Annotated in this window: 14 protein-coding genes and 1 pseudogene; 5 read left to right on the top strand and 10 right to left on the bottom strand. The window is 67.4% G+C overall.

Translation table 11 applies throughout. The features are described 5' to 3' along the window. Window positions 1-102: 102 nt before the first annotated feature. Window positions 103-645, bottom strand: coding sequence for an SMI1/KNR4 family protein (locus ACZ6SA_RS18350; protein WP_465829122.1), 543 nt, complete (start codon window positions 643-645; stop codon window positions 103-105). 39 nt (window positions 646-684) lie between these two features. After that, the gene (locus tag ACZ6SA_RS18345) at window positions 685-1,278 is read right to left on the bottom strand and encodes a hypothetical protein (RefSeq protein WP_465829120.1); all 594 of its coding nucleotides are present in this window, start codon (window positions 1,276-1,278) and stop codon (window positions 685-687) included. A gap of 167 nt (window positions 1,279-1,445) precedes the next feature. Between ACZ6SA_RS18345 and ACZ6SA_RS18340 the strand changes: the two are divergent. The 3 genes and pseudogenes from ACZ6SA_RS18340 to ACZ6SA_RS18330 all read left to right on the top strand — a co-directional run. After that, a pseudogene (locus ACZ6SA_RS18340) lies at window positions 1,446-1,715 on the top strand (hypothetical protein); the annotation flags it as partial. A gap of 88 nt (window positions 1,716-1,803) precedes the next feature. Continuing rightward, window positions 1,804-2,139 carry a helix-turn-helix domain-containing protein gene (locus ACZ6SA_RS18335; protein ID WP_465829512.1) on the top strand — a complete coding sequence of 112 codons (336 nt, stop codon included), beginning with the start codon at window positions 1,804-1,806 and terminating at the stop codon, window positions 2,137-2,139. Window positions 2,140-2,205: 66 nt separating this feature from the next. After that, window positions 2,206-2,787, top strand: a complete 582-nt coding sequence (locus ACZ6SA_RS18330; protein WP_465829118.1) for a dihydrofolate reductase family protein — start codon at window positions 2,206-2,208, stop codon at window positions 2,785-2,787. Between the two features lie 36 nt (window positions 2,788-2,823). Here the strand turns inward: ACZ6SA_RS18330 and ACZ6SA_RS18325 are convergent, their stop codons facing one another. Both ACZ6SA_RS18325 and ACZ6SA_RS18320 read right to left on the bottom strand, forming a co-directional pair. After that, the gene (locus ACZ6SA_RS18325; RefSeq protein WP_465829116.1) at window positions 2,824-3,060 is read right to left on the bottom strand and encodes a hypothetical protein; all 237 of its coding nucleotides are present in this window, start codon (window positions 3,058-3,060) and stop codon (window positions 2,824-2,826) included. 512 nt (window positions 3,061-3,572) lie between these two features. Then, entirely contained in the window at window positions 3,573-5,648 is a 2,076-nt protein-coding gene (locus ACZ6SA_RS18320) for an alpha/beta fold hydrolase (RefSeq protein WP_347648062.1), read from the bottom strand. 162 nt (window positions 5,649-5,810) lie between these two features. Here ACZ6SA_RS18320 and ACZ6SA_RS18315 point away from each other — a divergent pair, with 162 nt between their 5' ends. Both ACZ6SA_RS18315 and ACZ6SA_RS18310 read left to right on the top strand, forming a co-directional pair. Beyond that, entirely contained in the window at window positions 5,811-6,254 is a 444-nt protein-coding gene (locus ACZ6SA_RS18315) for a hypothetical protein (RefSeq protein WP_465829114.1), read from the top strand. A gap of 18 nt (window positions 6,255-6,272) precedes the next feature. Further along, the gene (locus ACZ6SA_RS18310) at window positions 6,273-6,695 is read left to right on the top strand and encodes a hypothetical protein (protein ID WP_465829112.1); all 423 of its coding nucleotides are present in this window, start codon (window positions 6,273-6,275) and stop codon (window positions 6,693-6,695) included. Between the two features lie 396 nt (window positions 6,696-7,091). Here ACZ6SA_RS18310 and ACZ6SA_RS18305 read toward each other — a convergent pair whose 3' ends face one another. The 6 genes from ACZ6SA_RS18305 to ACZ6SA_RS18280 all read right to left on the bottom strand — a co-directional run bounded on the left by ACZ6SA_RS18305 (window position 7,092) and on the right by ACZ6SA_RS18280 (window position 11,858). Further along, complete coding sequence (locus ACZ6SA_RS18305; protein ID WP_347648065.1) at window positions 7,092-7,499, bottom strand: NUDIX domain-containing protein; 408 nt, start codon at window positions 7,497-7,499, stop codon at window positions 7,092-7,094. Window positions 7,500-7,799: 300 nt separating this feature from the next. Next, entirely contained in the window at window positions 7,800-8,633 is an 834-nt protein-coding gene (locus tag ACZ6SA_RS18300; protein WP_347648066.1) for an SDR family NAD(P)-dependent oxidoreductase, read from the bottom strand. A gap of 1,248 nt (window positions 8,634-9,881) precedes the next feature. Further along, a complete protein-coding gene (locus tag ACZ6SA_RS18295; RefSeq protein WP_465829109.1) occupies window positions 9,882-10,202 on the bottom strand; it encodes a MarR family winged helix-turn-helix transcriptional regulator in 321 nt (106 codons plus the stop codon). Next, on the bottom strand, window positions 10,199-11,095 hold the full coding sequence (locus ACZ6SA_RS18290; protein ID WP_465829107.1) for an N-acyl homoserine lactonase family protein: 897 nt from the start codon (window positions 11,093-11,095) through the stop codon (window positions 10,199-10,201). Before ACZ6SA_RS18290 ends, ACZ6SA_RS18295 begins: the two co-directional genes overlap by 4 nt. Before the next feature lie 273 nt (window positions 11,096-11,368). Then, the gene (locus ACZ6SA_RS18285) at window positions 11,369-11,554 is read right to left on the bottom strand and encodes a hypothetical protein (protein WP_347648069.1); all 186 of its coding nucleotides are present in this window, start codon (window positions 11,552-11,554) and stop codon (window positions 11,369-11,371) included. A 73-nt stretch (window positions 11,555-11,627) separates the two neighbouring features. Further along, window positions 11,628-11,858: a GntR family transcriptional regulator gene (locus tag ACZ6SA_RS18280; protein WP_347648070.1), complete on the bottom strand. Its 231-nt coding sequence runs from the start codon at window positions 11,856-11,858 to the stop codon at window positions 11,628-11,630. Window positions 11,859-12,112: the final 254 nt, after the last annotated feature.

Here is a 12,112-nt window from a genome sequence, read left to right as displayed (position 1 = left end):
GCGCGACGCCGGCGGATCAACCAGGACAACGGCCGCTTCGAGACCCTCGGCCGGTCCGGGTCCTGCTCGGGCCCTCCATGAGGCGGGCGCCCGCCGCGTCCGTCACCGGCACATTGCGCCGATGAGCCCCGGAAAGCCCGGAAACTCCTCCCGCGCCCCCGCCACGATCTCCGCCGGCGAACGCCGCCTCCCCGGCGCGTGGCGCTCCGCGATCGCCTCGAACGCCGCATCCGGCTGCCTCTCACGGCCCGGGTCGGAGAACGCCTCCGCCGGGCCCAGGCCGTTCGCGAACACCCACAGCAGATCGCCGAGATCGCGGGCTATCACGCCGCATCCGCCCTCGGAACCGAGGTAGACGACAGGCTGCTCAATGATCGCCGCACCAGGCCGAACCAGCCAGAAACCCACGTAGTCGCCTCCCCCGGTGGTGCCGAAGAAGCGGAATTCGCCGCCGTCGACCTCGTCGTTGCCGGTCCACAGACGAAACCACCACGCCGTCTTCTCCTGCGCCTCGAACCGGTCGTACAGCTCGAAGTCACAACCGCGGGCCTCGTCGGTCTCGTCGTCCCACTCCCACGTGAAGCCCACCTCGGCCACCTCGGCCAAAGCCACGGGCAGAACCAGCTGATCAGGGCTCTTCGTCATCCTGAGAGACTAGATCACCCCAGCGTCGTCTCACCCCGTTCAGGGCCCCTCCGGATCCTCCGCCAGGAACTCCGCGACCAGTTCCGCCGGGTTGGCGGCTCTGGTCAGGGCGAACATCTCGTCAGGGTTGAACATGTCGTAAAGGACCACCGGCAGCGCTCTCCCGAAGGTCCCGACGATCCGGCCATCCGCGTGGAGCCGCCGCGCCAGATCGACGCAGAGTCCGTGGAACTGCTGGTCAAGCCGCTCGCCGCGCTCGTCCCGCTCGTGTTCGGAGAGCTCGTCCTCGTCGTCGTACCAGAGGCCCTGCGCCACCGCCTCCCGCCGGTGCAACTCGGCGCCGGCCGGATCCCGCTCGGGATCGTGGCCGACGACACGGCGCCCCTCCCGCCCCGACGGCGGGAAATACGCGTAACTCCAGCGAGCCTCCCATGCCTCCGGCGGGCTCGGCTCCGCCAGCAGCCGGGCCACCTCGGCTTCGGTGTTGTAGCCGATCGCCACGTACGGGAACCGGGGGTCCTGGTCGACGCTGTCGATCCGGAACGTGACGACGTAAACGCCGGACCCGGCCTCCCTGGGAAACTCCGCCAGGGCGCGCACCGCCACCCGCTCCAGGTGCTGCCGAAATGTCATCGAAAACGCTCCTCAGCGGGCAGCGGCGCGGGAACCCGCTCCTGGCTCGATCTCGGCGACGGACCACCAGCGACGATCATTGATCACAGCATAGGCGAGCCGGAACGCTGCGCATCTCCCCCCACACCGCCTGGTGGCCCGCCCGCGCATCGGCGATGCTGTGACGCGTGGAGTACGTGTCCAGAGTGCCCCGACCGCCCCTGGCCGGGCTGATCGACGACCTCTACTACCTGGAGGGCACGCCGCCGCACCCCCGGCTGATGTTGCCGCCGATGCCCTCGGCGCTGCTCGTCCTCAACCTCGGGGAGCCGTTCCGCATCCGCGCCGTCACCGGCATCGAGACGGCCGCGTACGCCGACGGCTGCGTGATCACCACACCCACCCGCGCCTTCGAGTTCGGCTACCCGCCGCGCACCCGGTCGGTCGGCGTGCACTTCAAGCCATGGGGCCTGGCGCCGTTCCTGCCGATGCCCGCGGCCGAGCTGTGCGACCGGCCGGTGACGGTGGAGCAGGTCTGGGGCCGCCCTGCCGTCGCCGGGCTGCGGGACCGGCTGGCCACGGCGGCCGGTCCGTACGAGAACCCGTCTGGCACAGCGGCTCAAGGAGCTCATCGGCGTCACGCCGAAGCGGCTCGCCCGCACCTACCGCTTCGCCACCACCGTGTTCGCGATCGACCCCACAGGACCGGTCGACTGGGCCTGCCTCGCCGATCGCGCGGGCTATTTCGACCAGGCCCACTTCGGCCACGAGTTCCGGACGTTCACGGGACTCACACCCACCCGGTACGTCGACGTCCGGCTGCGCTTCCTGCGCGAACACCCCGGCCACGCGCTCGACGTGGGGCCACTGCCGGCCGATTGATTTCTTACAAGAGCCGGCGACCCCCGACCCGCCACCATGGGTACTTCCCGAGCAGAGGAGAGATCCATGGGCAAAGTGGTCATGTACAGCACGGTGTCGGTGGACGGCTTCATCGCGAACGAGAACGACCAGGTCGGGCCGCTGTTCGACTGGATGTCCAGCGGTGACGTCCCGCTGGACGAGACCGGGGACGTGAAGGTGTCGCAGGCGTCCTACGACTACACCCGGCCGTACTGGGACCAGATCGGGGTGACCGTCGTCGGCCGCCACGTCTTCGACCTGACGGACGGCTGGGGCGGCAGGCCGCCGGGCGGGATCGACCACGTGGTGGTGGTGTCGCACCGGCCGATGCCCGAAGGCTGGGATCCCAAGGCGCCGTTCCACTTCGTCGACGGCGTCGAGGCCGCCATGGCCAGGGCGCAGGAACTGGCGGACGAGCGCACGGTCGAGGTCGCCGCCGGCGCCGTCGGCGGCCAGGTGCTGGCAGCGGGCCTCGTGGACGAGGTCGCCATGGACGTCGCTCCCGTCGTGTTCGGATCCGGCAAGCGCTATTTCGGCTCGGTCGACGTGCAGCACCTCCTCGAGGACCCCGACGTGGTGATCCAGGGCACCCGGGTGCTCCACCTGCGCTACCGGGTGCGCAGATAACCGGTCCGAGCGAGTACGGACCTGATCCGCCCAGGGTCAGGTCGGCTTCCGATCAGCCTTCTCCACAGCCCGGGAAGATGGTGACTGCCGACGGTGCGCCAGCCCTGGAAACGAGCCATGACTCGCCCGCGCCAACACCGCAAGAGCACGCAAGATTTCCGGCCGTTCGCCCGGCTCGGCACCCCGGAGCGCGACGATCGCCACGATCGTCATCGCCACGGCAGGAACCGCGACGGCCACAACGATCGCGATCGCGAACACCGACAACTGCATGACCCGCACCCTCCGCCTGCTCAGGTCGAGCAGGCCGGGGCTCAGCTCGACCAGTAATAGCGCACACTGGCAAGCTGAGTTCCCCTCACCTGGCGGGTCTCAGACGGGACTTCGACATCCCATTCGGTTGTCTCGGGGAACGTCTGCAGTCACGAACGATCAACAGGTTGGGGCGCGTTCCATCACCCCGAGGTCTCTCCCGCCCGCCTACGCGGACCGACAACTCCGGGAGTAGCACGCAGGGTTTCCAGGGCCCCCCTGTGTGTACTGTGCCGTGATGACGAAGCTGCCGCCAAGGGATACTCCCCTCACTTGGAGGATGCCTCCCGCACGCCGATCCGTCAACGGCCGGGTGCGAATGCGCGGACCTGCCGATGCCCCTGGCTTCCGGAGCGACGTCACGCGCGAAGCACGGCGGAGATCGTCATCGGCCCATTCCGACCCATGCGGACCCCGCCAGGTCGAAGCGATGGCCGGTGAGGCGGTCGAGGGCTGCGCACGCGCCGATGCGGTCAGCCGCCGACGGTGAACATCGTCCAGTCGTCACCGCAGCCGTCGAACCGGTGGCTACCCTTCTCCTGAAAGGTCAACGACGAACCGATGACCAGGTCCTTCACCGTGCGCGAGACCAGGATCTGCCCCTCCCCTGCGAGGCGCGCGACCTGGTGCGCGAGCTCATATGCTTGACCGACGAGCCGGCCGTCGCGAAACTCCACCTCACCTACGTGCACGCCCGCTCGGAAATCATGAGCGGCCGTTGCGGCACGCATCGCCAGCGCGCACCGGATCGCGCGTGCCGCGCCGTCGAAGGTTGCGACCACTCCTTGTACGTTGGTCTCGACCAAGCTGCCTCGGCTCCGCCCGATGGCCGACGGAGCGGCTGCATGGTGAGCCGACGCAGCGGCCTCTGACACGGTGGTGATCAGGATCGTGGCGAGCATGCGATTCGTCTCCAGGGGCTGACTCGCCGCTTCTCGAACGAACTGCTCGACGATGTCGGCAAGTTCGCCGACATCGCCGACACCGAGCAGGTGGTCGCCCGACTGCTCCAGATACCGGGCACCCGGCAGGTGTTCGGCAAGGTAGCGTCCGAGATCGGGCTGGCTGATCCGGTCGTTGCGCCGCTGCACGACCAGCACCGGCGCGCTGACAGCCGGCAGGATCTTCCGCACGTCGATATCACGGACCAGGCGAAGCATCCGCAGGAAGGCGCCTGGGCTGACGGACATGCGTTCGCGGCGTGCCAGTCCCCGGCGCGCGCTTTCCGTGCTCGCGAGGCTCGGCGCGTACCACTCGATGGTGTTGCCCTGTCCCCAGCCGCGCTGGGCGATCTGTTCGAGCGCGGCCAGCATGCCTTCGGAGTCCCCTCCACACGGGTAGTCAGGCGCCCAGGTCCAGCGTGCGGCTGCGCCGAACAGCACGAGACCGGTGACCCGCTCTGGAAAGGTGGCGGCGAACAGGACGCTCATCGGGCCGCCCTCGGAGTAGCCGATCAGCACGGCACGCTTGCTGCCGCACGCGTCCATGACCGCGCGGACGTCGTCCATCCGCTGCTCGAGCGTGTCTTCGCCGGTGGCGGGGTCCGACAGCCCGGTGTCCCGCTTGTCGAAAATGATCAGGCGGCCGGTTGCGGCGAGCCGGCGCATGAAGCCGGCCGTGTTCGGGTCTTCCCACCACAGATCGAGGTGGCTGTAGATGCCTGGCACGAACACGATGTCCGGTTCGCCATCGCCGATCACCTGATAGGCGATGTGACCCGTGCCGTTCCAGACGTACTGCGGGGTCGGCGCGATCCAGCCGTCCTTGTCCGTTCCGATGGCTCGCGGTGCCGGATCGGCGCGGGAGCCAAGGTCCTGCGCGAGTACGCGCCGTTCCAGATCCCGCAGCTCCCGGCTGGGGGACAGGCCGAGTTCGTCAGCCAGCAGCCGGCGAACCTCGCGGTAGACGGCCAGCGCCTCGCCCTGCCGGCCGGCGCCGTAGAGCGCCCGGATGCGCAGCGACCACAGCCGCTCGCGCAGCGGGTGCTCGGCCGTCAGAGCAGCGAGCTCGCCAAGCACCTCGCAGTACCGTCCGCTCATCAGATCCGCCTCGAGACGCACCTCGACGGCGGTCAGCCGAAGCTCTTCGAGCCTCGACCCCTCCGAAGCGACGAAGGGCAAGTCACCCAGGTCCGCCAGCACCGGCCCGCGCCACAGAGCCAGCGCTTCGACCGCCCGCAGACGGGCGGTCATGGCGTCGTTGACATCGAGCGCGGAGACCGCCTGTTCGAGCAGCCTCTCGAATCGGACCGAGTCGAGCTCGTGACCGCCCAGCTCCAGCTGGTAGCCGGGCGGCCTGGTCACGAGGCCCTCCGCCATGCCCGCTATCCGGAGTCTGCGACGCAACTCGCTGACTCTCACATGCAGATTGGCGATCGCCCGATCCACCTCGAGGCGTGGCCACAGTTCTTCGGCGAACCGGTCAGCGGGCACGACCTGCCCAGCATTCACCAGCAACAGGCCCAGCACCGCCCGCGTTCTCATCCCGCCGAGCTCCAGCCACGCTCTCTCGGCGCCCACCTCGATCGGGCCGAGAATGTTGAACTTCATGCGGCGCCCCCCGCGAGCAATACGTTCAGTATGCGCATGGTAACCGAGTAGTAAGCGGATAGTCAGCCCCATGCGTCACTCTGTTGGTCCAGCCGGCTGGACGGGTCAATCCCCAACAGCAACCGGCGTACGTTCGACGCATTTCTTACCACCGGAGGCCCCATGAAGATCAAGCCATTCGCCGGCATGAGAAGAAAACACCTGACCGCGGTGAGCGTTGCCGCGATCACGACCTCGCTGAGTTTTGCGCTCTCCGGATCGGCACATGCCATCACGGCCCCCTCCACTTCGGCCACCGCCATGATCCGCTGCTCCGTCGGCGGCATGACCGACACCCACGACAGCTCTCCGAAAAAGGTCTACGCCGGCGCGTGGATCAATTGCAAGGCTCCGAGTTTCACACCCCTGAAGCTGCGCATTCAGCTCTTCCGTTCAGGCACACTCGTCGACACCGGCATCTGCGAAGCGTCGAATTACAGCCGATATTGCGATGCCTCCGTCACGGTAACCGACCGCACGTCGGGCAAACAGCGATGGTACGGCAGAGTCAGAGCCTCGTGGGACAGCGGCAGCAAGAGCTTCACCACCAACTCCATCAAGCATTAGACCCAAAAAGAGGTTCCCATGAGCCGGCAGATGATCGCACTCAAGATCACCGTAGCGGCTGGACTCGCGCTCGCGCCGATGAGTCCCGCCAACGCCACGACAGCCGAATCGACCACAACCGCGAGCGCCGCCAAAGCGACGACAGCGTCCTTCTGCACCGCCTGGGCCCTGGCGGATAGAGTTGACCAGTCCGGAAAAATGTATGGCGCTGGTGGAGTCCGCTGCAAGGGCCGGACAGCCGGGCGGTTGACCGTGACCCTTTACCGCAACAACAGCAAGGTCAGATCCGCCAATGAAGCCTGCCCTCGGAATCGCTATTGCAGCGCAAGCACCGGGACCAAGCAGAACTCCAGCGGCAGCCAGGAATGGTGCGCGAGGGCGCAATTCCACGACGTCATCGGAGGCGATTACTATATCAAATGGGAGTGCATGATAGCCTGAAAACTCGATGCGGCTGTTTCCGTAGATCCCCTCACGCAGCTCTTCAGCACCGCCGACAGCCCGGCGACGGTTGTCAGGCGAGAGGCGCGCCGCCGCGAGCCCGGAAGCCCGGCCGACATATTCCGCCGACTTCGGGCGACCCCGCACGTGTCGCACCGCGTCAGAACGAACCAAAGGCCCTTCCCGATCATCGCGAAGGGCCTTTGAGCTGGGAGCCGCCTTGGGGATTCGAACCCCAGACCCTTCACTACGAGCAAAATCGAACGAGTGTTCCCAGCCGATCAATAGTCCTCGCTGCCCTGCTCGACTATCCGTTGACGTCCGTCAATGTCCGCGATCGCCGGGTGCCAGTGTGCGGATCTGCCGATGAGCGCACCCCTGACTTTCGGTGCGACGTCACGTACCGAGCACGGCGGTGAGCATCGAGAGATACGACTCGTGGGCGAGTCGCAGGCCGTCAAGGTCGGACGTCTCGAACCACGCCACAGCGTCATGCTCGTCCGGCGCGGCGTTGACCGGTGTTCCGGTCCACCTGTCGACCAACCAGATCTGCATGTCGAACGTCGCGGTCCGGATCTCATGCATCGGCGGGCCGAGCGGCTCCGATGCCGCGATTCCCAGCTCCTCCCGAAGCTCGCGGACAAGGCTCTCTTTCGGATCCTCCCCCTCCTCCACATGACCGCCCGGCAGGTCCCACACGTCGGGATACCAACGGCGTCCAGCGCTTCGATGGCACAGCAACACCCGATCGCCGTCGCGAAGAACGGCCGTCACGATCCGGACCGGCGTCACCTCCGTCAGCATCGGCCCAGAGTACCCTCGACCACTCCACGGCAACCTGGAGGGCTTCGCGCTTACACTCCCCAAGCAGCAGGCAGCCCGGCTGGAGGAGATCTCCCGTGCACAGGAACTCGCCCCGGACAACGGCACGACGAGCACCCGCGCCGCCTGAGCTTCATGGATCCCGGTAGCCAACAGTGGGTCATCTTTCATGACTCTTAGCAGTCATCCATGTCAGGTAAGTAAGTGTCCTACCAGAATCCTTGATCCCGTCTGCGCTGTGACGGCCGCACCGGACACGGCGGCGCAGGAAGGCCGTGGACGTCAGGCGCCGAGCGGGCCGTGCGCCTGCGCCGACAGGTCGTGCCAGTCGGTCCAGGTCTTGAGCCGGTCCGCGTACGTCTGCTGGATCATGGGGTAGAAGTCCTGGCCGAACAGCACGCGCAGAGGCGGGTCGTCGGTGTCCGCGAGGGTGAGCAGCGCCTGGGCAGCGGCGGCCGGGTCACCCGTGGGCTGCTGCGCGTTGGCCGCGAGTTGCCGGCGCAGCTCGTCGTAGGCCGGGTCCATCTGCGCCATGTGGCCGTAGTCGAGAGGGTTGTTAGCGTCCCGGGTGGCGAAGGCGTCCGGCTCGATGATGGTCACCTTGACGCCGAACGCGGCGACCTCGCCGGCGAGGGCCTCGTTGAGGCCTTCCAGGGCCCACTTGGAGGCGTGATAGGCGCCGACGAGCGGCATGGCGACGATCCCGGCCACCGAGGAGAGCTGGATGATGTGCCCGGAGCGCTGCTCGCGCAGGTGGGGCAGGGCGGCCTGGATCACCCACACCGCGCCGAACAGGTTGGTCTCCATCTGGTCGCGCAGCTCCTGCTCGCTCAGCTCCTCGACCGCGCCGACCTGGGTGAAGCCGGCGTTGTTCACGACGACGTCCAGGCGGCCGAAGTGCTCCTTGGCCTGCACCACGCTGTCGAAGACGGCCGGCTTGTCGGTCACGTCCAGCTCCAGCGGCAGCAGCGCGTCGCCGTAGGCGGTGACCAGGTCGTCCAGGCTCGCCGTGGTGCGGGCGGTCGCGGCGACCCGGTCGCCCCGAGACAGGGCGGCCTCGACGAAGTTACGGCCGAGCCCGCGCGACGAGCCGGTGATGAACCAGACCTTGTTCATGATGTCCTTCCGTTCCCGTCCAGGCCGCGGTAGTCGTGCGGCGGTCACCGCGCGCCAGGCCGGGGCGATCACTCATGGAGATGTGCGCCGCGCGGAACGTTCGCGCGGCGTCCTGACCAAAAATGAGGCGCCGGCGCCCCCTTCCCCGTGACAGCGCCGCCGTGTGACATGCGCCACCGTCACGGATGTCACACGGCGGTGAGGCGCGGCGGCTTGCGCGCGAAATCGAGAGCGGACAGGCAGGACCCGGTATGCAAGAGCCCTGGGAACTGGCGAGCTCTGCGACTTGCGGGAAGGGCGGCTCGTACTTCGCCAGCGACGCAGAGCAGCCCGCCCCCGTCTCTGACCTGGGTCAAAAGCACGTCCGGCTCACCTTGGAGATCGTCAAGCGCAGCGACGAGATCAGCGGCTACGTGGTCCTGCCCCGCAGGTGGGTGGTGGAGCGCACGCCGTCGTGGATCTCCCAGCCCGCAGGGTTCCATCGCCGCGCCGCACGCAGGCGATGCATGCAGGACCATGAGCGGTTATCCGAGCATCACGAGGCCATGGTCCTGTGGGCCATGATCATCCCCATGGGGCGACGACTCACACGATCCGCCCGTTCCTATTCGGCGGAGAGCTTGGCTGGCCCTGTTCGACTGTCCGCTGGCGTCCGTCAACGTCCGAGATCGCTTGCCCTCGTTGTCACCCAGAACGTCACTCAACACGCGAAGCAGATCGGCGCTCAGCGCGCCCTTCCTGAGCCGTGCTTCGCACGGAGAACCGCTGCAACATGGTGCAGCCTGCTTCTACCGCGCGTAGCGCTATGAAGCGCGCGAAGCGCCGTTCAGATCTTGAAGCTGTTCAGGGACGGCAGGGACGCCCGCCGTGGCGCGTTTCCCCTCATGTACGTCAACGTTTGCGCTGATCAGATGGCAAGCAGGGACAGCGGGGACGCCGGGGACACACGTCGTGGTCCGGCTTCGAGACTCGCCGCTGCGGTGAGGACTGGCGAGGGATGTCCCGCCGAGCGTGGCGCGGACAGACCCGGAATGAAAACCCGGCGCGATCCCCACATCCGCCCCTTTTGGCATCGAGGGCCCATGAGCGCCTCTGTTTAACATGCAGCGGAGTATGGCGTACCTGCCAAGCTTGAGTTCGTGGTCCAGCCAGCCAGCGGCCAAGCCAGCTTGTTCGACCCCCACGAGTTCTCCGGACGTCCGCATCGACGCAACCCAGAGCTCAACCACCTGATCTTGCGCTGGACGGTCAAGGACCACGAGATCGAGCGGTACGAACTGGTTCGGCCAGCAGGGATTCTGTGGAGGCGCGCCGGATCGCGCCGGCGGCGACCAGGCGGTCGACCAGGCGGCTGGGGCTGGTGCCGCTCTCGCAGACCAGGAGCTTCCCCAGGCCGTTCAGGGTCAAGGGCTGGCGATCGTGCAGGATGCGGATGACCTCGGCCTGGGAGGTGGTGATGCCGAGCGGTTTCAGCGCGTGCCCCAGCAACCGGTTGCCTTCGCGCTGGGCGGCCAGGACGAGGTAGCGGAACTCCTCCGCGGGGCGCATCGCGTCGTTCCTTCTGGTCAAGAGGGTGCGTAGGTTGCGGTCAGCGGGCTGTTGCGGGTCGCGGCGGCCAGCTGGGGGGCCGCGCCGGGGTCGTGCGCGGCCAGGACCGTCAGACCGGGGTTGCTCAGACGGAGCTGGTTGACCATTTCGGTGGTGGCGGCCAGCCGGCGTCTTTCGCCGACCCCCGGCACGTGGCCGCGCTCCATCAGGTTCGTGTCGTACGTCAGGTCTCCGACCATGAGCAGCGGGGTGCGCCCGGGGGCACGGACCAGCATCGACAGTGACCCGGGAGTGTGGCCGGGAGTGGGCAGGAGCACCATGCTGCCGTCGTCGAACAGGTCATGCCCGGTGGTGAACGGGGCCAGAGCGGGGTCGGCCAGAGGTTCGAAGTCGAGGTGGCGCCAGCGCAGCCCGGGCAGGTCGATGTGCGAGCGCAGCAGCCCGCGCAGTTCTGGTGCCGGTTGCTCCAGGGTCTGCCATTCCTGCCGGCTGACCACGATCCGGGAGCCGGTCAGCTCGCGCAATCCACCGATGTGATCTTGGTGGAGGTGGGAGATGACCGCGGTGTGGACGTCGCGGATGTCGTAGCCGATGGCCGCCAGCCGGGCGGTGAGGGAGTGCTCCGGGGCGATGTCGAAGCGGGCCAGCCGGTCGTACATCACGCCGGTGATGCCGCCGGGGAAGTAGCCGGGATCGGCGACCGAGGCGCGGTCCTGACCGGTGTCGAACAGGACCAGGCCGTCGCGGTGCTCGACCACGTAGACGTTGATCGGCAGCGGCCGGGTCCAGCGTCGCGAGGTGAACATCCACCAGTACATGGGCTTGCGGGTCGCGGCTACGTGCTCGGGGTGGATCGACACGGTCCCGGTGCTGACCACTGAGACCCGCTTGATGGAGGTTTCGTCCTTCGTCATGAGGATTAGATTACACGACATATATGTCGTGTAATCTAATGTGCCGTCGCTGGTGTTCGCTCACGTCGCCGAGGGGGTGGGACGTCCGGTTCTCGCAGCTGTGATGTCGTGCGCGGCGCCGGCGCGGAAAAGCTGTGCCGTACAGCTCCGCGCAGCGGCGCACGTCCCCGGCCGCGCCCGGGTCGGCGCTCACCGACGGGATGCGGATGAGGGCCTCGAGGTCGGCTCTCACAGCGGGCAGCACTTTCTGTACGGCGCGCCGCAGGTCATCGCTCACTGATGATCGGTCCCGGCCACGAGCCCGAAGCCCACGGCGCCAACCCCCATCCCGCCGTCATAGGCGAGGTTCCACAGCGCGCTCACCCGGCCGGACGCGGACGGCGAGGACCGCGCGAACATCAGCACCAGGGTCACGTTCTGGGCGGCGCCGAAGCCGGCGCCGAAGAGGGCCGCCCCCACGATCACCGCGTAGGGGTTGTCCAGCCAGGCGGAAGGGTGGATATCGACTGGAGAAAGGACCTGCTCCCACGCTTCAGACAGCCACCAGCAGAACGTGGGAGCCAGGGTCGAGCGTGAAGGGCTTCGGACCGGCGAACGAGCCCAGACCCGGGACCGTGTAGATCACGCCTTCTTCGCGAAGGTGCGCGATCACCTTCCGCGCCGTTCCGCGCGCGATGCCGAACTCCTGAACCATCGATTGCTCGGAGTCCACCAGGTCGCCCGGTGACATGGCCGCGATCCGCCGGCGCATCTCGTCGGCCACCTGTCGCCACACGGGGCGATCCTTCCGAAACTCCATCACAGCTCGACCGTAAGCAGGCGTGGACGTGTCCGGAAATGCAGCTACGTTCATGAACAGGCATGTACGTGTGACGTGTGACGGAAAAGTCAGCCCATGGCCAAGTTCGAGGCGGCGACACCTTGAGTGTTTTCCAACCTGAAGCCGCAGGTCGCGGGCATGCTGCGCGGAAGAGCTTGATCGACAAGTAGAAGAGCCCCTGGTAGAAGGGTTGTCGA

Source organism: Nonomuraea sp. NPDC049378 (assembly GCF_055586745.1).
The sequence above is the reverse complement of the archived record's forward strand: the minus strand, read 5'-3'. Positions and strand labels throughout refer to the sequence as shown.

What these genes read in the sequence shown, in the direction of transcription:
- ACZ6SA_RS18350 (WP_465829122.1), bottom strand. Translation starts at nt 645, where the DNA reads ATGACGAAGAGCCCTGATCAGCTGGTTCTGCCCGTGGCTTTGGCCGAG.
- ACZ6SA_RS18345 (WP_465829120.1), bottom strand. Translation starts at nt 1,278, where the DNA reads ATGACATTTCGGCAGCACCTGGAGCGGGTGGCGGTGCGCGCCCTGGCG.
- ACZ6SA_RS18330 (WP_465829118.1), top strand. Translation starts at nt 2,206, where the DNA reads ATGGGCAAAGTGGTCATGTACAGCACGGTGTCGGTGGACGGCTTCATC.
- ACZ6SA_RS18325 (WP_465829116.1), bottom strand. Translation starts at nt 3,060, where the DNA reads ATGCAGTTGTCGGTGTTCGCGATCGCGATCGTTGTGGCCGTCGCGGTT.
- ACZ6SA_RS18320 (WP_347648062.1), bottom strand. Translation starts at nt 5,648, where the DNA reads ATGAAGTTCAACATTCTCGGCCCGATCGAGGTGGGCGCCGAGAGAGCG.
- ACZ6SA_RS18315 (WP_465829114.1), top strand. Translation starts at nt 5,811, where the DNA reads ATGAAGATCAAGCCATTCGCCGGCATGAGAAGAAAACACCTGACCGCG.
- ACZ6SA_RS18310 (WP_465829112.1), top strand. Translation starts at nt 6,273, where the DNA reads ATGAGCCGGCAGATGATCGCACTCAAGATCACCGTAGCGGCTGGACTC.
- ACZ6SA_RS18305 (WP_347648065.1), bottom strand. Translation starts at nt 7,499, where the DNA reads ATGCTGACGGAGGTGACGCCGGTCCGGATCGTGACGGCCGTTCTTCGC.
- ACZ6SA_RS18300 (WP_347648066.1), bottom strand. Translation starts at nt 8,633, where the DNA reads ATGAACAAGGTCTGGTTCATCACCGGCTCGTCGCGCGGGCTCGGCCGT.
- ACZ6SA_RS18290 (WP_465829107.1), bottom strand. Translation starts at nt 11,095, where the DNA reads ATGACGAAGGACGAAACCTCCATCAAGCGGGTCTCAGTGGTCAGCACC.